This window comes from Streptosporangium sp. NBC_01639 (assembly GCF_045209755.1).
GTDB lineage: Bacteria > Actinomycetota > Actinomycetes > Streptosporangiales > Streptosporangiaceae > Streptosporangium.
Map to the genome: position 1 here is coordinate 8,226,170 of NZ_CP109272.1, position 20,482 is coordinate 8,246,651.

General features: G+C 71.1%; 21 protein-coding genes. 12 read left to right on the forward strand and 9 right to left on the reverse strand.

All coding sequences use genetic code 11. The features are described 5' to 3' along the window. Nucleotides 1-19: 19 nt before the first annotated feature. Both OHA77_RS37400 and OHA77_RS37405 read right to left on the reverse strand, forming a co-directional pair. A complete protein-coding gene (locus OHA77_RS37400; RefSeq protein ID WP_326823486.1) occupies nucleotides 20-631 on the reverse strand; it encodes a trimeric intracellular cation channel family protein in 612 nt (203 codons plus the stop codon). Nucleotides 632-669: 38 nt separating this feature from the next. After that, nucleotides 670-2,178 (reverse strand): peptide MFS transporter, encoded by a 1,509-nt coding sequence (locus OHA77_RS37405; protein ID WP_406313898.1) that lies wholly within the window; start codon nucleotides 2,176-2,178, stop codon nucleotides 670-672. 179 nt (nucleotides 2,179-2,357) lie between these two features. Here OHA77_RS37405 and OHA77_RS37410 point away from each other — a divergent pair, with 179 nt between their 5' ends. The 3 genes from OHA77_RS37410 (at nucleotide 2,358) to OHA77_RS37420 (ending at nucleotide 5,890) form a co-directional block, all read left to right on the forward strand. Continuing rightward, nucleotides 2,358-4,193 (forward strand): AMP-dependent synthetase/ligase, encoded by a 1,836-nt coding sequence (locus tag OHA77_RS37410; protein ID WP_406313899.1) that lies wholly within the window; start codon nucleotides 2,358-2,360, stop codon nucleotides 4,191-4,193. Between the two features lie 136 nt (nucleotides 4,194-4,329). Beyond that, nucleotides 4,330-5,205 (forward strand): hypothetical protein, encoded by an 876-nt coding sequence (locus OHA77_RS37415; protein ID WP_406313900.1) that lies wholly within the window; start codon nucleotides 4,330-4,332, stop codon nucleotides 5,203-5,205. 52 nt (nucleotides 5,206-5,257) lie between these two features. Beyond that, nucleotides 5,258-5,890, forward strand: a complete 633-nt coding sequence (locus OHA77_RS37420) for a LysE family translocator (RefSeq protein WP_406313901.1) — start codon at nucleotides 5,258-5,260, stop codon at nucleotides 5,888-5,890. A 113-nt stretch (nucleotides 5,891-6,003) separates the two neighbouring features. On the opposite strand, the gene OHA77_RS37425 is transcribed toward OHA77_RS37420, so the two are convergent. Genes OHA77_RS37425 through OHA77_RS37435 form a run of 3 tightly spaced genes read right to left on the reverse strand, consistent with a single transcriptional unit; the run spans nucleotide 6,004 to nucleotide 8,623 of the window. After that, nucleotides 6,004-7,017: an NAD(P)/FAD-dependent oxidoreductase gene (locus OHA77_RS37425; RefSeq protein ID WP_406313902.1), complete on the reverse strand. Its 1,014-nt coding sequence runs from the start codon at nucleotides 7,015-7,017 to the stop codon at nucleotides 6,004-6,006. Then, the gene (locus OHA77_RS37430; protein ID WP_406313903.1) at nucleotides 7,014-7,556 is read right to left on the reverse strand and encodes an isoprenylcysteine carboxyl methyltransferase family protein; all 543 of its coding nucleotides are present in this window, start codon (nucleotides 7,554-7,556) and stop codon (nucleotides 7,014-7,016) included. Before OHA77_RS37430 ends, OHA77_RS37425 begins: the two co-directional genes overlap by 4 nt. Nucleotides 7,557-7,564: 8 nt before the next feature. After that, on the reverse strand, nucleotides 7,565-8,623 hold the full coding sequence (locus OHA77_RS37435; protein ID WP_406313904.1) for a type III polyketide synthase: 1,059 nt from the start codon (nucleotides 8,621-8,623) through the stop codon (nucleotides 7,565-7,567). Between the two features lie 181 nt (nucleotides 8,624-8,804). Between OHA77_RS37435 and OHA77_RS37440 the strand changes: the two genes are divergently transcribed. The 5 genes from OHA77_RS37440 to OHA77_RS37460 all read left to right on the forward strand — a co-directional run bounded on the left by OHA77_RS37440 (nucleotide 8,805) and on the right by OHA77_RS37460 (nucleotide 13,205). Continuing rightward, nucleotides 8,805-9,692 (forward strand): UbiA family prenyltransferase, encoded by an 888-nt coding sequence (locus OHA77_RS37440; RefSeq protein WP_406313905.1) that lies wholly within the window; start codon nucleotides 8,805-8,807, stop codon nucleotides 9,690-9,692. A 279-nt stretch (nucleotides 9,693-9,971) separates the two neighbouring features. Then, the gene (locus OHA77_RS37445) at nucleotides 9,972-11,159 is read left to right on the forward strand and encodes an RtcB family protein (RefSeq protein WP_406313906.1); all 1,188 of its coding nucleotides are present in this window, start codon (nucleotides 9,972-9,974) and stop codon (nucleotides 11,157-11,159) included. 132 nt (nucleotides 11,160-11,291) lie between these two features. Further along, the gene (gene moaA / locus OHA77_RS37450; protein WP_406313907.1) at nucleotides 11,292-12,281 is read left to right on the forward strand and encodes a GTP 3',8-cyclase MoaA; all 990 of its coding nucleotides are present in this window, start codon (nucleotides 11,292-11,294) and stop codon (nucleotides 12,279-12,281) included. Continuing rightward, nucleotides 12,278-12,868, forward strand: a complete 591-nt coding sequence (locus OHA77_RS37455; RefSeq protein WP_406313908.1) for a molybdenum cofactor guanylyltransferase — start codon at nucleotides 12,278-12,280, stop codon at nucleotides 12,866-12,868. Before moaA ends, OHA77_RS37455 begins: the two co-directional genes overlap by 4 nt. Before the next feature lie 85 nt (nucleotides 12,869-12,953). Beyond that, nucleotides 12,954-13,205, forward strand: coding sequence for a DUF6457 domain-containing protein (locus OHA77_RS37460; protein ID WP_406319940.1), 252 nt, complete (start codon nucleotides 12,954-12,956; stop codon nucleotides 13,203-13,205). Between the two features lie 171 nt (nucleotides 13,206-13,376). Here the strand turns inward: OHA77_RS37460 and OHA77_RS37465 are convergent, their stop codons facing one another. Further along, a complete protein-coding gene (locus OHA77_RS37465) occupies nucleotides 13,377-13,688 on the reverse strand; it encodes a DUF3099 domain-containing protein (protein WP_326823474.1) in 312 nt (103 codons plus the stop codon). A 94-nt stretch (nucleotides 13,689-13,782) separates the two neighbouring features. Between OHA77_RS37465 and OHA77_RS37470 the strand changes: the two genes are divergently transcribed. Both OHA77_RS37470 and OHA77_RS37475 read left to right on the forward strand, forming a co-directional pair. Further along, the gene (locus tag OHA77_RS37470; protein WP_406313909.1) at nucleotides 13,783-13,995 is read left to right on the forward strand and encodes a dodecin; all 213 of its coding nucleotides are present in this window, start codon (nucleotides 13,783-13,785) and stop codon (nucleotides 13,993-13,995) included. Between the two features lie 51 nt (nucleotides 13,996-14,046). Next, complete coding sequence (locus OHA77_RS37475; RefSeq protein ID WP_406313910.1) at nucleotides 14,047-15,078, forward strand: carcinine hydrolase/isopenicillin-N N-acyltransferase family protein; 1,032 nt, start codon at nucleotides 14,047-14,049, stop codon at nucleotides 15,076-15,078. On the opposite strand, the gene OHA77_RS37480 is transcribed toward OHA77_RS37475, so the two are convergent. After that, nucleotides 15,075-16,442: a metallopeptidase TldD-related protein gene (locus OHA77_RS37480; protein ID WP_406313911.1), complete on the reverse strand. Its 1,368-nt coding sequence runs from the start codon at nucleotides 16,440-16,442 to the stop codon at nucleotides 15,075-15,077. The two genes, OHA77_RS37475 and OHA77_RS37480, sit on opposite strands and share 4 nt — an antisense overlap. Before the next feature lie 53 nt (nucleotides 16,443-16,495). After that, entirely contained in the window at nucleotides 16,496-17,995 is a 1,500-nt protein-coding gene (locus tag OHA77_RS37485) for a TldD/PmbA family protein (protein WP_406313912.1), read from the reverse strand. 77 nt (nucleotides 17,996-18,072) lie between these two features. Between OHA77_RS37485 and OHA77_RS37490 the strand changes: the two genes are divergently transcribed. Beyond that, nucleotides 18,073-18,777 (forward strand): beta-ketoacyl-ACP reductase, encoded by a 705-nt coding sequence (locus OHA77_RS37490; RefSeq protein WP_406313913.1) that lies wholly within the window; start codon nucleotides 18,073-18,075, stop codon nucleotides 18,775-18,777. Nucleotide 18,778: 1 nt separating this feature from the next. Next, nucleotides 18,779-19,543: an enoyl-ACP reductase FabI gene (gene fabI / locus OHA77_RS37495; RefSeq protein ID WP_406313914.1), complete on the forward strand. Its 765-nt coding sequence runs from the start codon at nucleotides 18,779-18,781 to the stop codon at nucleotides 19,541-19,543. A 17-nt stretch (nucleotides 19,544-19,560) separates the two neighbouring features. Here fabI and OHA77_RS37500 read toward each other — a convergent pair whose 3' ends face one another. After that, nucleotides 19,561-20,463, reverse strand: coding sequence for a hypothetical protein (locus tag OHA77_RS37500; RefSeq protein WP_406313915.1), 903 nt, complete (start codon nucleotides 20,461-20,463; stop codon nucleotides 19,561-19,563). Between the last annotated feature and the right edge of the window lie 19 nt (nucleotides 20,464-20,482).

Consider the following 20,482-nt stretch of genomic DNA (forward strand, 5'->3'; position numbering starts at 1 on the left):
GTCTACTCCGAGGTGACGCCTACTCCGAGGTGACGCCGCGGGCCAGCGGGGCGCGCAGCCCCAGCCGCATGGCCGCGATACGCAGCCCGAAGGCGAGCACGGCGGCGGCCAGGGTGGCCGGCCAGCCGTGCAGGTCGAGGGTGTAGAGCGCGGCCATGACCGCCGAGCCGAGCATGGCGGGCACCGCGTAGAGCTGGCGGTCGTAGAGCAGGTTCGGGATCTGCCCGGCGAGGATGTCGCGCAGGATGCCGCCGCCGACCGCGGTGGTGACCCCGAGCAGGGCGCCGTGCAGCGGGCTGAGGCCGAAGTTCATCGCCTTCTCGGTGCCGACCGCGCAGAACAGGCCGAGCCCCGCCGCGTCGAGCACGTCCACCGCGGGCATCACCCGCTGGACGTGCGGATGCCAGAAGAACACGATCGCCGTGGCGGCGATCGGCACGAGCACGTAGCCGGTGCTGGAGAAGGCGGCGGGCCGTACGTTGAGGACCAGGTCGCGCACGATCCCGCCGCCCAGGGCCGTCATCTCCGCCAGTACGGCCATGCCCACCACGTCCAGCCGTTTGCGGACGCCGACGAGGGCGCCCGAGAGCGCGAAGACGAAGATGCCGACAAGGTCCAGCAGCTGGTTCACCGATGAATCATCCCATGACCGGTTCTATGTGTTTCCCGTCAGGAGGGTGCGGGCCCGGCCTGCGCCGCGCCCTCGTGGTGCTCGCCGATCATCGCGTCGAGTCTGCCGACGAACGCGAACAGCACCACGCTCGCCGCGATGGCCATCCCCGCGAGGGTGAGGAAGTACGCGGGCTCCGACATGTAGTTCTTCAGCCGGGCGGTCTGGCCGCCCACGGCGTCGCCCACCGAGATGGCGATGAACCACACGCCGAGCATCTGCCCCTTGAACGCCTGCGGGGCGAGCTTGCTGGTGATCGACAGCCCGACGGGGCTCAGCGCCAGCTCGCCGAAGACCTGGACGAGATAGACCAGCACCAGCCACCACACGGAGATCCTGCCGTGCGCGGCCAGCTGGGCGGCCAGGGCCATGACCACGAAGCTCAGCCCGTTCATGAACAGCGCGAGGGCGAACTTGTGGGGGGCGGTCACCCGGTTGCCCAGCTTGACCCAGAGCACCGCGAAGGGGGGCACCAGGAGTGCGATGAACAGCGGGTTGAACGCCTGCGTCGTCGCGGCGGTGATCCGGATGCCGAACAGCGTCAGGTCGGTCCTGTCCTGCGCGAAGAACAGCAGCACGGTCGGGGCCAGGTCGTAGAGCATCCAGAAGATGGCGGCCGCGACGAACAGCCAGATGTAGGCCTTCATCCCCGAGCGCTCACCCGGGGTGAGGTTGTGGCTGCCGAACAGGATGTAGCCGAAGTAGGCCACCGGGACGATGACGATGACGATCGTCACCGCGAGCGCGAAGGTGTCGAGGTCGAAGGCGCCGGAGGCCACCCAGGTGGCGAGGACGGCGCCGATCACGACGACGGCGACGGCGAGGGCGACGGTGAAGTGCCGGCGCTCGCGGGCAGACAGCCGGTGACCGGGCTCCTCGCCCACGCCCCTGAGGTGGCGCCGGCCCAGCACGTACTGGGTCAGTCCCAGGGCCATCCCGACCGCGGCCGCGCCGAAGCCCAGATGCCAGCGGTTGCCGGTGGCCAGCCAGCCGACGATCAGGGGGGCGGCGAAGGCGCCGATGTTGATGCCGAGGTAGAAGATGGAAAAACCCGCGTCCCTGCGCGCGTCCTCGTCCTCGGGGTAGAGCTTGCCGACCATTGCGGAGATGTTCGGCTTCAGCAGCCCGGTCCCGGTGATGATGAGGAGCAGTCCCAGCGCGACGAAGGCGCCCGTGCTGACCGGGATGGCCATGCTGATGTGGCCGCACATGATGACGAAGCCGCCCCACAGCACCGCTCTGCGGGCGCCGAGGACGCGGTCGGCGATCCAGCCGCCGGGCAGGGCGACCAGATAGATCAGGGCGCCGTAGATGCCGACGACCGCCGTGGCGGTCTGCTGCGTCAGGCCCAGGCCGCCCATGGCGGGGGAGGCGGCCATGAAGGTGGCCAGGATGGCGCGGAGGCCGTACCAGCTGAAGCGTTCCCACATCTCGGTGCCGAACAGCGTGGCGAGGCCGCGTGGGTGTCCGAAGAAGCTCTTCCCCTGAGCGTCCGTCCCCGTCGTCATGTGGCCCCCCGCCGTCACCGTGTGATCGCCTCACAACTCTACGTACATATTCCGCGACGGCGGCGAGGGAGGTTGTGCGTCGCGCTGCTTCTTCTCACCCGCCGGGTCTTGTTCGAAGGGAACGCCGTGTGGTGCGATGCATGCCACTCATGCAAGTGAGCACTTTCAGGAGGCACGTCATGGCTGGTGTCCTTGAAGAGCGTGCGGCGATCGAGAGGGAGATCGAGGGCCGCACCGTCTGCGCGCAGTTGAAGGAGGCGGCGGAGCGAAACCCCGACGCACCCGCCTATTCCGACCCGGTCGACGGGGGCTGGGCCACCCTCACCTACGGCCAGGCCCGGCAGCGGGTCCTGGAGATCGCCGCCGGTTTCGTCGCCCTCGGCCTGGAGCCGGGGGAGGCGGTGGCGCTGATGATGGTCAACCGCAGCGAGCATGTCCTGGCCGACCTGGGAGCGGTGCACGCGGGCGGCGTGTCGTGCTCGGTCTACTCCACCTTCACCCCCGAGCAGGTGGCCTTCGTCGCCGGTGACGTCGGCGCGAAGATCGTGGTGCTGGGCGGCCCGGCCGAGCTGGCCAGATGGGAGCCGGTGCTGGCGGGACTGCCCGAGATCCGCAGGGTCGTCGTGCTGGAGGGCGCCCCGTCCGGTGACCGCTTCCTGAGCTGGGAGGGTCTCCTGGCCCTGGGCCGCGAGCGGCTGGCCTCCGACCCGGCGTCGATCGACGCACGCTGGCAGGCCGTGACCGCCGACGACCCCCTGACCGTCCTGTACACCTCCGGCACCACCGGCAACCCCAAGGGCGTGCCGCTGACCCACTCCAACGTGTTCTTCGAGGTCGTGTCCACCAGCCGGATGGTCGTGCTGCCCGACGAGGGCACGCAGATCTCCTACCTCACCTACGCCCACATCGCCGAACGGGTGCTCAGCCTCTACCTGCCGCTGTTCAAGTTCTCCCACACCCACTTCTGCACCGATCTGGCCCAGCTCGGCACCGTCCTCGGCCAGGTCAAGCCGGTTCTGTTCTTCGGCGTGCCGCGCGTCTGGGAGAAGATGATGGCCCGGCTGCAGGCGCTGCTGTCCACCCAGCCCGACGAGCAGCAGGAGAACGTGCGCAACGCCATGGCCGCCGGTCTCGCCTACGTCGAGGCCGGCCAGTACGGGCGGACGCCCTCCGCGCAGGTGCGGACCGCCTACGAGCAGGCCGACGCCGCGCTGCTGTCGGTCATCCGTTCCATGATCGGTTTCGCCAACGCCGCCTGGCTGGCCAGCGCCGCCGCGCCGATGCCGCTGGAGGTCCAGCGCTTCTTCGCCGGTCTGGGCGTGCGCGTGCTCGACGTGTACGGCATGACCGAGACGACGGGCGCCTTCACCGCCAACGCCCCCGACCGCTACAAGCTCGGCACGGTCGGTCAGGCCGGACCGGGCGTCGAGGTCCGCATCGCCGAGGACGGGGAGATCGTCACCCGCAGCCCCGCCAACGCCCGCGGCTACCTGAACCGGCCCGAGGCGACCGCCGACCTGCTGGACGGGGAGGGCTGGCTGCACACCGGCGACGTGGGCTCCATCGACGAGGACGGCTTCGTCCGCATCGTCGACCGTAAGAAGGAGCTCATCATCACCTCCGGCGGGGAGAACATCTCCCCGGCCAACATCGAGAACCACCTCAAGGAGCATCCCCTCATCGGACAGGCCCTCGCCTACGGCGACGGCAGGCCGTACCCGGTGGCGGTCCTCACCCTCGACGGCGAGGTCGCCCCCGGCTGGGCCAGGGGGCGGGGCATCGAGTTCACCACCCTCGCCGAGTTCGCCGAGCACCCCGACGTCCTCAAGACCGTCGAGGCGGCGGTCGCCGCGGCCAACGAGAAGCTCGCCCGCGTCCAGCAGGTCAAGCGCTGGCGCCTGCTGCCGGTGGAGTGGACCGCCGAGACCGAGGAGCTCACGCCGAGTCTGAAGCTGAAGCGTCGCGTCATCCACACCAAGTACGCCGGGATCATCGACGACATGTACGCGAGCTGATCCCGTCGTGGCCGCCGGCCTCCCCGTGGGGACCGGGTGGGGGCGGCGGCCCGCGGCCGGGTGCGGGCGGCGCTTTGCCCAATCAGACGTGTGTCGCCTCCTGGATCATTACCGGCCGGTTCCTAGCGTCCTGACCATGACCTTGAGAGTCGTTCTTCCCGTTCTGATGGCCGGGGCCGCCGCCGTACCGGCGGGGGTGCCCGCCGGTGCGGAGCAGGTCCGGCCGTCCTCCACCGGCCCGGCGATCCGTTCCATAACCCTGAACCCCGCCGCCCCCGTCGCCGGGCCGACCGGCTCGGTGCACCTGGTGATCGAGGTGGTCGCCCGTGGGGTCGCGAGCCCGGCGGGGATGACGGTCCAGGTCGATCCGGGTCCGCCGCCCGGCTCCGCGAAGCTCGCCGGTCCCGGCGGCGGTCCCGGCGGCGGCCCCGGCCCGGTCTCCGGGCCGCTCTCCGGGCACGGCCCGCTCTCCGGTCCTGGCCCGGCGCCGCAGAGCGGACTGGTCCCTGTGCCGCCCGTCACGGTCTCCACCGTCCCGTCGCAGACGGCCCGGCGCGCCCTGGGGGAGTGGGAGATCTGGAGGTTCGAGCCGGACAAGAAGCTGAGCCGCTGGTATCCGGCCGGGCCCTGGACCGTCGCGGTGACCGCCCGGGGGACGGACGGCGGCACGGTCACCCGGTACGCCGGATTCCAGCTGAGGCGCGAGACCAAGTTCAGTTCGGTCCAGGCGGTCCGCAAAGGGGCGGGAGTGGAGGTCCGGGGTGTGCTGAACCGGGTCGATCCGCAGGGATACCTGGACTACGCCCCGTTCTCCGGCCAGACCGTCGAGATCCTGCACCGGGAGCCGGGACAGGAGAGATGGACCAGGTCGGCCGAGGCCACGACCGATCTCCAGGGACACTTCCTGCAGGCCGTGGCGGGGCACCGTGACGAGGAGTGGCGGGCCCGGTTCGTGGAGACCGGGCACTACGCGGCCGGTCGCAGCCGCGTCCACCGCGCGGAGCAGCGGTAGCCCACGTGGCCCGCCGGATCACAACGACCGGGATTTCTGGGAAGATCCTGTCATGCCGATCGATCCACACCTGCTTGCGTTGTTCACCGTGACCGCGATCATCGCCATGATCGCTCCTGGACCGGACATGTTGTTCGTCCTGGGGTGCGGGATGCGGGGTGGGCCACGCGCCGGCTTGCTCGCCACGGCCGGGGTGGCAACGAGCGAAGCCATCCACATCGCCGTGGCGGCCGCGGGATTGGCCGCCCTCTTCGCCGCGGTGCCGCTCGCCTTCACCGTGCTGCGCATCGCCGGAGCCGCTTATCTGATCTATCTCGGCGTGCAGATGATCCGTCACCGTAAGGGCGTTCAGGACGAGGTGGCGGCGGGCGGCGGTGGGATGTCAGGTCGCCGGGCGTATCTCAACGGCTTGTTGACCAATCTGCTGAACCCGAAGATGGTCACCTTCACGATCGCCTTCCTTCCCCAGTTCATCAACCCGCAACTGGGTCAGGTCTGGATGCAGTTCGCGATCCTCGGCGCGATCCTGATCGCGTTGGAGTTCCTCGTCGACGGTACGGTCGGCGTGCTCGCAGGACGGATCGGAGGATGGCTTCGTCGCCGGCATACCGCTCGCCGTCGAATCGACGTCGCCACGGGAGGCGTGTTCATCGGGCTGGGAGTACGACTGGCCGTCGAGCGGTGACATTGCGGCGGGGCGCCCCCGGGCGCCTGGCCGGTGTCGTCCCCTGGTCAGGTGACCGCACAGCCGTCGTCAGGCCGGCGTGTTCTCGGCCGTGGGCCGCCGCAGGGCCGTCGTCAGGCCAGCGCGTGCACCGCCGCACCGAACAGGGCGGGCATCCGGTGGGCCGCCGGGACGATCAGCCGTGCGGCCGTCCGGTGCCGGCGGGTCTCCAGCAGCGCCCCGGTGAGCAGCCGGTGCCGCCGCGACAGCCTCAGCCAGGCGCTCTCGTAGGACTGCGGGGCGCCGGCGAGCAGGCAGCGCACCAGGGCCTGCGCGGACAGCAGCGCGAGCGAGACCCCCTCGCCGGTGAGCGCGTCGGTGTATCCGGCCGCGTCGCCGACCAGCAGCACCCGGCCGGCGACCCGGGCGCGCACCCGCTGGCGCAGCGGCCCGGCGCCGCGCACCGGGGTCGCGACTGGCCCCTCCAGCCGGGCCACGAGGGAGGGGAAGTCCGCCAGGTGCTCCAGGTAGCCGCGCCGCCGGGAACTCAGTACGGCGACGCCGACCAGCTCGTCGCCCACCGGCGTCACGTACGCCTCGCCGGCCGCGGCCCAGTGGACCTCGACGAAATCCGTCCAGGGTGCGACCCGGTAGTGCCGCCGCAGGCCGTACCGGCGTGGGCGGTTGTCGGGCAGTCCCAGCCCCAGCAGGGCGCGCAGCGGGGAGTGCAGGCCGTCCGCGGCCACCAGCCAGCGGGCCCGCAGCCCCGCCGCCTGGACGCCGTCGCGGTCCTGGCGCACTCCGGCCACCCTGCCTTCGACGATCTTCACGCCCAGCTCGGCCGCCCGCTGGTACAGCGCGGCGTGCAGCGCGGTGCGCCGCACGCCCAGCCCCGGGCCGTCGCGGAACGCGGCCTGCGCCTGGCGGCGCCCGTCGAGGTAGCGGATACCCCGAAGCGGGTGGCCCTCCACCGGAACGTCCAGCGACCGCAGCGCGGCGGCTCCGCTGGGCATCAGCCCCTCGCCGCAGGCCTTGTCCACCGGGATGGACCGGGGCTCGACGACGACCGCCTCCATCCCGGCCAGCGCCGCGTGGATGGCGGTGGCCAGGCCCGCCGGTCCTCCGCCGGCGATCAGGACGTCGATCACGCCGCCACCTGTCCGGGGGGTGCCGGGGTGAGCGAGGAGAGGGCCTCCTCCTCGCACCGGATCCGCACGACCATCAACGCGGCGTTGAGCACGGTGAAGGTCAGCGCGGTGATCCAGGCACCGTGCACCAGCGGCAGCGCCATGCCCTCCACGGCCACCGCGACATAGTTGGGGTGGCGCAGCCGGCGCAGCCGGTAGGGGCCGCGCGTCACCGGCGGCAGGCCGGGCACCACGATCACCTTGGTGTTCCAGTGGTGGCCCAGCGCGGTGATGCACCACCAGCGCAGCCCCTGCGCGGCGACCACCAGGGCGAGCATCGGCCAGCCGAGCACCGGGACGAAGGGCCGGTCGGCCAGGCCCGCCTCCAGCAGGCATCCGGCCAGCAGCCCGGTGTGCAGGGCCACCATCCACGGGTAGTGGCCGCGTCCGGACACCACCCCGCCGCGGGCCAGACTCCACCGCTCGTTGCGGCGCGCGACGACCAGCTCGGCGAGGCGCTCCACGCCCACCAGCAGCACCAGTAGCACATACCACGACATGGCTTCACCTACCAGCGCAGGAGGACGAGCTCGGAACAGAAACCGGGTCCCATCGCGATGAGCAGGCCCGGCGTGCCCGGCGGCGGTGGTCGCAGGTCGAGGGTGTCGCGCAGGACGTGCAGCACGGAAGAGGACGACATGTTGCCGACCTCCGCCAGCGAGCGCCAGGTGAGGTCCAGCGCGTCGTCGGGCAGGTCGAGCGTCTCGGCGACGGCCTCCAGGACCTTCGGGCCGCCGGGATGGCACACCCACGCCGTCACGTCCCGCGTCGTCAGGCCGTGGTCGGCGAGGAAGCGGTGCACGTCGTCGGCCAGGTAGGTGCGCACCACGTCGGGGACGCTCGCGTCCAGCACCACCTGGAAGCCGGTGTCGCGGACGTCCCAGCCCATCACACCCTCGGAGTCGGGATACAGGTGGCTGCGGGTGGCGAGCACGGACGGGCCCGCCGCCTCGGATCGCCGCCCGTCTCCGCAGGCCACCACGGCCGTCGCCCCGTCGCCGAACAGCGCCCCGGCGACCAGGTTGGCCACGGAGGCGTCACCGCGCTGCAGGGTCAGCGAGCACAGCTCGACCGAGAGCAGCACGGCCACGTGGTCGGGCCAGCCGTGCAGGTAGTCGTGCAGACGAGCGATCCCCGCGGCTCCCGCCACGCAGCCGAGTCCGAACACCGGGATCCGTTTGACGTCGGGGCGCATGCCGAGGCGCCCGACCAGCCTGGCGTCCACCGAAGGTGCGGCGATGCCGGTCACCGAGGTGAAGAAGATCATGTCCACGTCCTGCGGTGCGAACCCGGCCTCCTCCAGCGCGCCGCCCACCGCCTCGGCCCCCAGTTCGACCGCCGAGCCGATGAAGGCGTCGTTGGCCGCCCCGAAACCGTCGAGTTTGGCGTACTGGTCGAGGGGGAGTGCCAGATGGCGGTGCTCGACCCGGGCTCCGGCGTGCAGCCGGTCCAGCAGGCTGCGGCCGGCGCCCTCGGGCAGGCACACCCGTGCGAACGCGTCGGTGATCTCGGCCTGGGAGTGGCGGTTGGGCGGAAGCGCGCCGCGTACGGCGGCGATTCGCGTCATCGGATGATTACCCTCCGGCAAAGGACAGCGGATACCTGCCTTTTGCCCATCTGCGCGAGCAGCATGCCTCACAGGCATGGACGGTGATGCGCCGTCCGCCCGGTCACGGACCCGTGCGACGCCGGGTGAGCGGCAGGGGTCTCGCTGGGATTTACCCCAAGGAACATGTCAGGATCGGTCTGTGACGACGAGCGGGCACGCACCCCGGGAGCGGGGCCGGATTGGGGGGCGGCCGTTCGGGCTCTCCACCGTCGTGGGGCTGGCGCGGGCCTGCCATCCCGGGCCCACCGCGGCGGTCACCGTCATGGTGACCGCGCTGGCCGTGGCGAGCGGGCGTGCGGTGGCGGGATGCGTCCTGGTGGCCGCCGCCGTACTGGCCGGACAGCTGTCCATCGGCTGGTGCAACGACGCGGTCGACGCCGGCCGGGACATCGAAGCGGGCCGCACCGGCAAACCGATCGCCGACGGCACGGTGCGCGTCCGGACGGTGTGGTCCGCCGCGGCGACGGCCCTGGTGCTCTGCGTGCCCCTGTCCTTCGCCTCCGGTCCTGCGGCCGGGACCGTCCATCTCGTGGGCGTCGCCGCGGCCTGGGGCTATGACCTGGGACTGAAGGCCACGGCGCTGTCATGGCTGCCCTACGCTGTGGGGTTCGGCGTGCTGCCGCCGTTCGTGACACTCGGGCTGCCGGGCCATCCGTGGCCCGCGTGGTGGGCGGTCCTGGCGGCGGTGCTGCTCGGCTGCGGCGCGCACCTGGCCAACGTGCTCCCCGACATCCCGGCGGACCTCGCCACCGGGGTCCGCGGCTGGCCGCAACGGCTCGGCACCGCCCGCGTCCGCGCGCTGATCCCGCTGCCGCTGCTCCTGGCGACGGGCCTGCTGGTCTTCGGGCCGCCGGGGCCGGCCGGCCCGGGGGGCTGGGCCGCGCTCACCGGTGCCGCCGCGCTGGCCGGGGCCGGGCTGCTGCTGGGCGGGCGGTCGCCGAAGGCCCCCTTCGTGGCGGCAGTCGCCGTGGCGGCGGTCGCGGTGGTGCTGCTGCTCGCCCGGGGCACCGAGATCACCGCGCTCTGACCCGCGCGGCCCGGCCGTCCCGTGGACGGCCATGGGCACCCGGCGGGTGGGATCACGGAAGGCCGGCCGCCGGTCCCTTCGGTTCCACGACGCCACCGGTGCGCCTTCTCCGGTGCCGCGGTCCGTTTCTCCGGTGCTGCGGTCGTTGGGGAGGGGGCCGGCCGTTCAACGGGGGTGCGAAACGGGCAGGAGATCGTAAATCAGTTGCGGGGAAGGGGGGCTCTCTGGCGTCATTGTCGTCGTCAGGTGATCGATCGGCCGGAGGGAGGCGATGTGGGGATGACGTACAACGAGGTGATGGGTGGCCGCGCGCCAATCCGCATGTGGGCCGACCCGGCCGAGGTCGAGTCCAACGTGATGCAGCAGCTGCGCAACGTGGCCGACCTGCCGTGGGTGCAGGGGGTCGCGGTGATGCCGGATGTGCATCACGGGATGGGCGCGACGGTGGGGTCGGTCATCGCGATGCGGGACGCGGTCTCCCCGGCGGCCGTGGGGGTGGACATCGGGTGCGGGATGACCGCGGTGAAGACCTCCTTCAGGGCCGACAACCTGCCCGATGACCTGGCCTACCTGCGTTCGAAGCTGGAGCAGGCGGTCCCGGTCGGCTTCGGGCACCACAAGAGGCCGGTCGACCCGACCCGGCTGCACGGGTTGAAGACCGCCGACTGGGCGGGTTTCTGGAAGGACTTCGACAGCCTGGCCACGGCCGTGCACCCGAAGAGGGAGCGCGCCGAGGTGCAGATGGGCACCCTGGGCGGTGGCAACCACTTCCTGGAGCTCTGCGCCGACGACGAAGGCGCGGTCTGGGTCGTGCTGCACTCCGGGTCGCGCAACATCGGCAAGGAGCTGGCCGAGTTCCACATCGGGCAGGCCCAGAGGCTTCCGCACAACCAGGATCTCCCCGACCGCAACCTCGCGGTGTTCGTCGGGGGCACACCGCAGATGGACGCCTACCGGCGTGACCTGTTCTGGGCGCAGGACTACGCCCGGCGCAACCGGGCGGTCATGATGGCCCTGGTCTGCGACGTGCTCCGGCGTCACCTTTCGGGCATCACCTTCGAGCAGCCGATCTCCTGCCACCACAACTACGTGGCCGAGGAGCGGTACGACGACGTGGATGTGCTCGTCACCCGCAAGGGCGCGATCCGCGCGGGTTCCGGCGAGTTCGGTATCATCCCCGGCTCGATGGCGACCGGCACCTACATCGTGAAGGGCCGGGGGAACGCCGACGCGTTCAACTCCGCCTCACACGGTGCCGGTCGCCGGATGAGCCGGACCAAGGCCAAGAAGACCTTCACCCTGACGGACTTCAAGGCGCAGACCGACGGCGTCGAATGCCGTAAGGACTCCGGGGTGATCGACGAGATTCCCGGCGCCTACAAGGACATCGAGTCGGTCATGGCGGCGCAGACCGACCTGGTGGAGGTGGTCGCCCGCCTCCGGCAGCTCATCTGCATCAAGGGCTGATCGGCGAGACGGCCAGGAATCAATGGCCTGATGAGGTTGTTGCCGGATACGGCCGTACTTTGGGGAGGGGAGGGGGCCGGCCTTAGGCTGGCCCCCTGTCCGGACAAAGATGAGACGAGGAGGTGACGCCCCATGCTGCAGGACTCGTTCGGCCGGGTGGCGACTGACCTGCGGGTGTCCCTCACCGACCGCTGCAACCTGCGGTGCTCCTACTGCATGCCGCCCGAGGGCCTCGAATGGCTGCCCAAGCCCGAGTTGCTGACCGCCGACGAGATCGTCCGGCTGGTCACCATCGGGGTGGAGCGCCTGGGCATCACCGAGGTCCGCTACACCGGTGGCGAACCCCTGCTCCGCCGGGAGCTGGTGGAGATCGTGGCCCGCACCACCGCGCTCCGTCCGCTGCCGCACGTCTCACTCACCACCAACGGCATCGGGCTGGCCCGGCTGGCCGCCCCGCTCGCCGAGGCCGGTCTGCACCGGGTCAACGTCTCCCTCGACACCCTCGACCGGGAGACGTTCAAAAAGCTCGCCCACCGCGACCGGCTGGCCGACGTGCTCGACGGGCTCGCCGCGGCCGACGCCGCGGGGCTGCGTCCCGTCAAGGTCAACACGGTGCTGATGCGCGACGTCAACGACCGCGAGGCCGTCGCGCTGCTCGACTACTGCCTTGAGCGGGGCTACGAACTCCGCTTCATCGAGCAGATGCCGCTGGACGCCCAGCATGGCTGGCGCCGGGAGAACATGATCACGGCCGATGAGATCCTCGTACGGCTTCAGGACGCCTTCGAGCTGACCGACGACGACCCGCTGGAGCGAGGCAGCGCCCCGGCTGAGCTGTTCCTCGTCGCAGGCGGCCCTGCCCGGGTCGGAGTGATCGGTTCGGTCACCCGGCCGTTCTGCGGCGCCTGCGACCGCGTACGGCTCACCGCCGACGGCCAGATCCGCAACTGCCTGTTCGCCACCGACGAGTCCGACCTGCGAGCCGCCATGCGCTCGGGCGCCGATGACGACGAGCTCGCCGAGCGCTGGCTGGCCGCGGTCCGCGGCAAGAAGGCCGGTCACGGCATCGACGACCCGTCCTTCCTGCAGCCGTCCCGCCCGATGTCCGCCATCGGCGGATGACCGCCCGCCACGACGCGTGCATCCTGGCGGGCGGCCTGGCCCGGCGGCTCGGCGGGCGTGACAAACCGGGCCTGTACGTCGCCGGCCGTCCGCTGATCGAGTCGGTGGCCGCCGCCGTACCGGACGCCGGGAGGTTGATCGTCGTCGGGACACGCCGTCCCGGACTGCCGGAAGCGATCTTCGTGCGGGAGGATCCGCCGGGCGGCGGCCCGGTTCCGGCGCTGCGGGCCGGACTGGCCGAGGTGACCGCCCCGTGGGTGGCGCTGCTCGCGGCCGATCTGCCGTTCCTGACCGCCGGCCATGTGTCGGCACTGCTGGACGCCGCGGAGACCGGGGCGGTGCTCGTCGACGACGGTGGACGGGAGCAGTGGCTCGCCGGAGTCTGGCGTACGGCGGAGCTCGCCGGGGCACTCGCCCGCTACGAGGGGCGGTCACTGCACGGACTGCTCGCCCCGCTGGCCCCCGCCACGCTTCATCTCGCCGGACGACCGTGGTTCGATTGCGACACGGCCGAGGATCTGCGCCGGGCCCGGAGCGACGAGCCGGGGCCCGGGACCGCGGATGTGAGCGCCCGGGGAGAGCCGTGAGGGCGGCGACGCCCCGGGCAGGAGCGAGAAGGTCATGGCCCCGCGGACGAGCCCGGGGACTCCACGATGGAGGTGTTCGTTGAACGTGCTGGCGGAATGGACCGCGCTGGTCTGCCGGGAGCTGGGCGTCGATCCGGCGAAGGTCGACCGTGACGCGGTGCTGGACCTGACCAAGGAGGTCGCCCACGGAGTGACCCGGCCGGCGGCGCCTCTGACGGCGTATCTTCTGGGGCTGGCCCAGGGGTCGGGCTCGGCGCCGGAGGGCGCGGTGGAACGGCTGACCGCGCTGGCCCAGGAATGGGAGAGGACAACCGCCGAGACGACAGGCGAAAAGTAAAGGCCCGGAAAAGGGGGGGCGACGCCGGGTGGTTACGGGGGCAAACCACCCGGCGCCGCTTCATCGGCGTTCCGACGGGGGCCCGGAACGCCGGCACCAGTGCCCCGACGGGGGACCAGGGCACTTGGCTAAAGCGTACACCTCCTCCCCCTGGGATGCGTCAAGACTTAGTCACGACCCGATCTCGCGTCGATGGAGCGGGATCTCGTTCTGTCCGGGTTCTGCCACGTCAGGGGTGATCGGTGCCCCTCGGGGAGGGGCGTTCGCCCCGATCACCGCAACGTATGGTAAAAAGATCGCTCCGGCGAAGAGCAGCAGCCGGACGGGCAGCGGAGCGGGCACCGCGAAAGCCAGAATCAGGCAGGCCAGCCGGATCCCCATTTTGATGAAGTAGCTTTTCTCCCGCTTTCCGATGTCATCGCTCAGCGACGGCTGGGCATCGGTTACCTGGTGAACCATCTGGCGCTTGTGCCATACCTTCACAATTCCAACTTAGTCGCCGGGAGGGGCGGGCCCAACTCCGCCCTTGCAGTGGCGCGGTGGGCGTGCGCTCATGATCTCCGGGTAGAGACGACGCATGACGGATCGCACATACCGGGTGACCGAGATCGTCGGCACCTCGGAGGAGAGCCTCGAGGCGGCCATTCGCAACGGCGTCCGCCGTGCCTCCCAGACCCTGCGTCACCTCGACTGGTTCGAGGTGACCGAGGTCAGAGGGCACATCGTCGACGGAGAGGTCGGCCACTTCCAGGTCGGCATGAAGGTCGGTTTCCGCCTGGAGGACGACTGATCTGTACGGCTGATCTGTACGGCGGAGCCTCCGCGGCCGCAGACTACGGGGATGAGAGATCGACATCGGGTCGTGGGCGCCGCGCTGGCCGCCGGGCTGCTGCTCACCGGATGCTCCGGCCCGCGATACGGACAGGCGGCCTCTCCGGCCGCCTCGCCCCCCGCCTCCCCGGCCGTGCGTGACGCTGCGCTCGACCAGAGCGCCGCCGACATCCAGCGGACGGTCCGGAGCCTGAGCCAGGTGGACGACCTGCCGCTGTACGAGATGACCTTCCACGGCTCCTACGACCGGGAGGTCTCCATCGGCGAGGAGGACCTCGCCGGACAGGCGGACGGCTGGGCCTGCTCGCTGTTCCACCTACGGGGCGACCGGCCGCTGTTCGGCCGGAACTTCGACTGGGATCCCAACCCGGCGATGGTCGTGCACGCCGACCCGCCCGACGGCTACGCCTCGGTGTCCATGGCCGATCTGGCCTACCTGCTCGGGGGCACCGGCACACCGGACCTGTCCGACCCCGGGATCCGCCGCCGGCTGGCCCACGCCGTGCTCACGCCCTTCGACGGGGTGAACGAGAAGGGGCTGGCGGTCGGCATGGCCGCGGTGCCCGGCGGTGGACTGCCCCCCAAGACGGAGGGCCGCCCGACGGTCAGCAGCGTGCGGATCATCCGGATGATGCTGGACAAGGCCGCCACCGTGGACGAGGCGGTGGCGATCGTGCGCCGCCACAACGTCGACTTCACCTCCGGCCCGCAGGTCCACTACCTGCTCGCCGACGCCGCGGGGAAGTCCGCCGTCGTGGAGTTCGCCGACGGCAGGCTCAACGTCATCGAGGACCGGATCCTGACCAACTTCACCATGACCGGCACCTCCGACGAGCAGCGGAGGTCCGACACCCGGTACGGCACGCTCGCCACCGGTCTTCCCTCGGCGAAGAACTGGCGGGACGGTATGGACCTGCTCCAGCGGGTGGCCCAGGGGCACACCCGCTGGTCGGTCGTCTACGACCTCACCGACGCCACCGCCCGGGTGGTGACGGCCAGACGCTGGGAGCGGGTGCACACCATCGCGCTCTCCCAGCGCTAGCTGGCCTGGCTGACCGTCGACATGTTGAAGTCGGGCACCCGGAGCGCGGGCATCACCGTGCGGGTGAAATAGTCGTTCCACTCGCGCGGCAGGGTCTGCTCCGCCGCGCCGACCTCGGTGAGGCGGCCGAGCAGGTCCACGGGGCTCTCGTTGAAGCGGAAGTTGTTCACCTCGCCGACGACCTTCCCGTTCTCCACCAGGTAGACGCCGTCGCGGGTCAGCCCGGTGAGCAGCAGGCTCTGCGGGTCGACCTCGCGGATGTACCACAGGCAGGTGAGCAGCAGGCCGCGTTCGGTGGAGGCGATCATCTCCTCCAGCGACCGGCCGTCCCCGGCCCCCTCCAGGATCAGGTTGTCGATCGCCGGGGTCACCGGCAGCCCGGTCAGCTCGGCCGAGTGCCGGGTCTGGATCAGACTCGCCAGGGTGCCGTCGGTGATCCAGTCGGTGGGCGTCAGCGGCAGGGCGTTGTCGAACACCGAACTCTGCCGGCCGGAGGTGTGCGCCACCACGGCCGGCGCGCATGCGATGCCCGGCGCGGCCGGGTCGCTGTACAGGCGGATCGGCAGCGGGGAGAGGGTCTCCCCGACACGGGTCCCGCCTCCGGGCTTGGCGAAGACCGTGCGGCCCTCAAGGGCGTCCCGGGCGCCGGCCGTCCAGTACATGTAGATCATCAGGTCGGCCACGGCCGCCGGCGGCAGAAGCGTCTCGTACCGGCCCGCGGGCAGGTCGATCCGGTTCTTCGCCCATTCCAGCCGCTGGGCGAGCGAGGCGTCCAGCGCCGCCACGTCCACGTCCGTGAAGTCGCGGGTCGCCGCGCCCGTCCACGCCGAGCGCTTCATGTCCGGAGACTTGGCGTTGAGCTCCAGACGGCCGGTGGGCTGGGTGTGCCGGAGCCGGGCTCCGGTCGAGGTGCCCACGAAGGTGGTGGTGACGATGTGCTCGGCGAAGCCGTACAGCTTGCGCCCGCCCGTCTCGGCCCTGGCGAAGGCCGCGCCCAGGGCGGGGGCGAAGGCGCCGAACACCCCGATGGAGGTGGGTTCGGCGGGCAGGTCCCAGTCGTCGCAACGGGATCCCTCGACCAGCGGCCGGGCGTCCTCCGACGGGGGCGCGTCCTCGGCGGCGTGGTCGGCCGCAGCGACGATGTCGGCGAGCTGCTCGGGGCGGACCGCCGCCCGCGACACCACGCCCACTCCCCGGCCCGCGATGGAGATCACCGTGAGCTGCGCGGAGCGGCTCACACCGTTGGTGGTGAGGGTGTTGCCCGCGAACCGCAGGTTCGCGCTGGAGCGCTCGTCCACGATCACGACGACGTCGTCGGCCGTGGAGAGGTCCAGAGCCTTCTCGATCATCTCCTGAGGGCTCATCCGGCTCCCTTCGTGACGGCCGGCCGAGGCGTCCGTCGCTGTACCGTGTCCGTTCACTTCCCACTCTCCTGCAGCGTGTTGAGGATGCGCACGTTGCGGAAGAGCGCCGAGGGGCAGCCGTGGCTGACCGGGGCGACCTGCCCCGGCTGGCCCTTGCCGCAGTTGAACGCGCCGCCCAGCACATAGGTCTGCGGTCCGCCGACGGCTGCCATGGACTGCCAGAAGTCGGTGGTCGTGGCCTGGTAGGCGACGTCGCGGACCTGGCCGGCGAGCCTGCCGTTCTCGATCCGGTAGAACCGCTGGCCGGTGAACTGGAAGTTGTACCGCTGCATGTCGATGGACCAGCTCTTGTCGCCCACGACGTAGATGCCGCGCTCCACCCCGGAGATCAACCCCTCGGTGGCGGGGCCGTCGGGGGCGGGCAGCAGGGAGACGTTGGCCATGCGCTGGATCGGCATGTTGCCGGGGGAGTCGGCGAAGGCGCAGCCGTTGGAGGAGCCGAGGTCCTTCAGCCGCGCCATCCGCCGGTCGAGCTGATAGCCGGTCAGGACTCCGCCGGAGACGATGTCGAAGCGCCGGGTCGCCACTCCCTCGTCGTCGTAGCCGATCGTGGACAGGCCGTGCTCCGTCGTGCGGTCGCCGACCACGTTCATGACCTGCGAGCCGTACGCGAGCTTGCCGAGCTGGTCGAAGGTGGCGAAGCTGGTGCCGGCGTAGGCCGCCTCGTAGCCGAGGGCACGGTCGAGCTCGGTGGCGTGCCCGACGGACTCGTGGATCGTCAGCCACAGGTTGGACGGGTCGACGACCAGGTCGTAGCGGCCCGCCTCGACGGACGGCGCCCGGAGCTTCTCCTCCAGGAGTTCGGGGAGCCGGGCGAGCTCGCCGGGGAAGTCCCAGGCGGTGCCGGTGAGGTATTCGTACCCCCGGCCGACCGGCGGGGCCAGCGTGCGCATCGTCTCGAAACGCCCGTCCGCGGACTTCATCACCTCCAGTTCGGGGTGCAGGCGCACCCGTTGCTGGGTGGTGGAGGTGCCTGCGGTGTCGGCGTAGAACTTCTGCTCCTTGACCTGCTGCAGGGAGGCCTGCACGTGGTCCACGCGCGGATCCCGCAACAGGCGGTCGGACCATTCGGCGAGCAGGGCGACCTTGTCGCGCAGCGGCACCTCGAACGGGTCGACGTCGTAGGCCGAGACCCAGGTGGCGTCGGAGTGGACCGGTTCGGGAGCGAGCTCGATGGGCTCGCGGTTGACGGCCGCGGAGACGACGGCCACCTCCACCGCCTGCTCGGCGACCCGCACGGCGGCCTCGGGGGTGAGATCGATTCCGGACGCGAAACCCCAGGTGCCGTTCTTGACGACCCGTACGGCGTAGCCGAGGTCGTCGGCGTCGATGGAGCCTTCGAGTGACGCGTCGGACAGGCGCAGGGTCTCCGCGCGGACGCGTTCGAGTCGGAAGTCGGCGTGCTCGGCGCCGAGGTCGCGGGCGCGCTGCAGGGCCGCGTCCGCCAGTCGCCTCATGGGCAGAGCGAGGAAATCAGGATCGATCTGGCGCATGTCGACGATCCTAACCCTGTGATCTTGTCCCTCACGGACAACTGGTTTACCCCCGGGTAGCCGATAACGTCAGGTCCATGGCTCGATCTGTTCTCGTAACCGGCGGCAATCGCGGCATCGGCCTCGCGATCGCCCGTCAGCTCGCCCAGGCCGGTGACGCCGTCGCCGTGACCTACCGCTCCGGAGAGCCCCCAGAGGGGCTGTTCGGCGTGCGATGCGATGTGACCAGCATGGCCGATGTCGATGCGGCGTTCGAGAAGGTCGAGGCCGAGCACGGCCCGGTCGAGGTGCTCGTCGCCAACGCTGGCATCACCAAGGACACCCTGCTGCCGATGATGAAGGAGGAGACCTTCACCGACGTCATCGACGCCAACCTGACCGGCGCCTACCGGGTGGCCAAACGCGCCACGCGCGGCATGCTGCGGCTCAAACGCGGCCGGATCGTGCTGGTCTCCTCCGTGGTGGCCATGCTCGGCTCGGCGGGGCAGAGCAACTACGCCGCCTCCAAGGCCGGGCTGATCGGCTTCGCCCGGTCGGTGGCACGGGAGCTCGGCTCCCGCGGCATCACGGTCAACGTGGTCTCCCCGGGGTTCGTGGAGACCGACATGACGGCCGCGCTGGACGAGGCCCATCAAGAGCAGATCCGCAAGAACATCCCGCTGGGCCGCTATGCGAGCGCCGACGAGATCGCACGCGTGGTCAGGTTCCTGGCCGGCGAGGACGCCGCCTACATCACCGGGGCTGTCATCCCCGTCGACGGCGGCCTGGGAATGGGGCACTGACATGGGAATCCTCGAAGGCAAGCGAATTCTGGTCACCGGCGTCCTCACCGACGCCTCCATCGCCTTCTCCGTCGCCAAGCTGGCCCAGGAGGAGGGCGCCCAGGTCGTGCTGACCGGTTTCGGCCGGCTCAGCCTGGTCGAGCGCATCGCCAAGCGGCTCCCCGAGCCGCCGCCGGTGATCGAGCTGGACGTGCAGAACGCCGAGCATCTCGACTCGCTGGCCGACCGCGTCGGCGAGCACCTGGACGGGCTCGACGGTGTGGTCCACTCCATCGGCTTCGCCCCCCAGAGCTGCCTCGGCGGCAACTTCCTGAACACCCCGTGGGAGGACGTGGCGACCGCCCTGCACGTCTCGACCTACTCGTTCAAGTCGCTGGCGGTCGCCTGCCTGCCCCTGATGAAGGAGGGCGGCGCGGTCGTCGGACTCGACTTCGACGCCAGCAAGGCCTGGCCCGTGTACGACTGGATGGGTGTGGCCAAGGCGGGTCTGGAGTCGTGCTCCCGCTACCTGGCCCGTGATCTCGCCAAGCACGGGATCCGCGTCAACCTGGTGGCGGCCGGGCCGCTGCGCACCATGGCGGCCAAGAGCATCCCCGGTTTCAAGGAGTTCGAGGAGAGCTGGCCGCAGAAGGCGCCCCTCGGCTGGGACCTGGGTGACACCGTGCCCGCGGCCAAGGCCTGCCTGGCGCTGATGTCGGACTGGTTTCCGGCCACGACAGGCGAGATCGTGCACGTTGACGGCGGCGTGCACGCGATCGGAGCCTAGGCCGGCACCGCGACCGCTCAGGCCGTCCGGTGCCGCCCCGTCCTGAGCGGTTCCAGCGGCATCGACTCCTCGCCGGTCCGCCTGGTGTACAGCAGGCGGACGGCGAGGATCGCCGCGATCAGCAGGGCGGTGGTGAGCACGGTGCCCAGCGTGTCGGATGATCGGGTGGGTGTGACGGTCTGCTCGCCTGGGGGCTTTCCCGCCAGGAGTTCCCGCATCCGTTCGTGGAGCTCCTGGGTGATCGTGCCGGGCCACAGCGGATCGATCTGGGGCGCCTCGGCGTCGATCGTGGGGGGCGGCTGGGGGATCACCGGCTCGTCCATGTCGTTTATGCGCGTCCGGGAGTCCGGCGGGCGCAGCGGTTCGGCCGGCAACGGCGCCGCCTCCTCCCTGGCCGTCTCCGGCTCGCCGGTCCGCGAGGGCCGGGGGCGCGACCGCCTGGCCGGCTCCTCCGTTCCCTCCGTTCCCTCCGTCTTCTCGGCCTTCTCCGGCTCCTCCGGTGCGGAGATCGCCGCCGGACCCGTGCATTCGGGAGAGGCCACCAGGGGGAGACAGACGTCGTCGAGGGCCTTGGGCAGCAGTCCGTCGTCCCCGGTTCCGGCAGTCGTGGCGGCCCCGGCTCCGTCGGTCGTGGCGGCTCCGGGGTCCGGCGCGGGCGAAGACGGAGCGTCGCCCGCGCCGTCGACGGTCGTTTCCTGGGTGACATCGGGGGCGTCCCTGTCTGGAGCAGGGGGCACGACGGCGCCGGTGAGCCCGTTCACGACGTCGCCGACGGTGCCCACCGCCCTGCAGAGGCCACCGATCAGCCCGCCGCTGTCACAGTCGGCCTGCGTGACGGCGGCTGCGGCAGTGGCCGTGCCCATGGTGATCCCGCCGCTCAATATCAGAACCAGCACCCCGGCAGAGATCGCGGTCCGCAATTGTCCCCCCTCGTGGAAA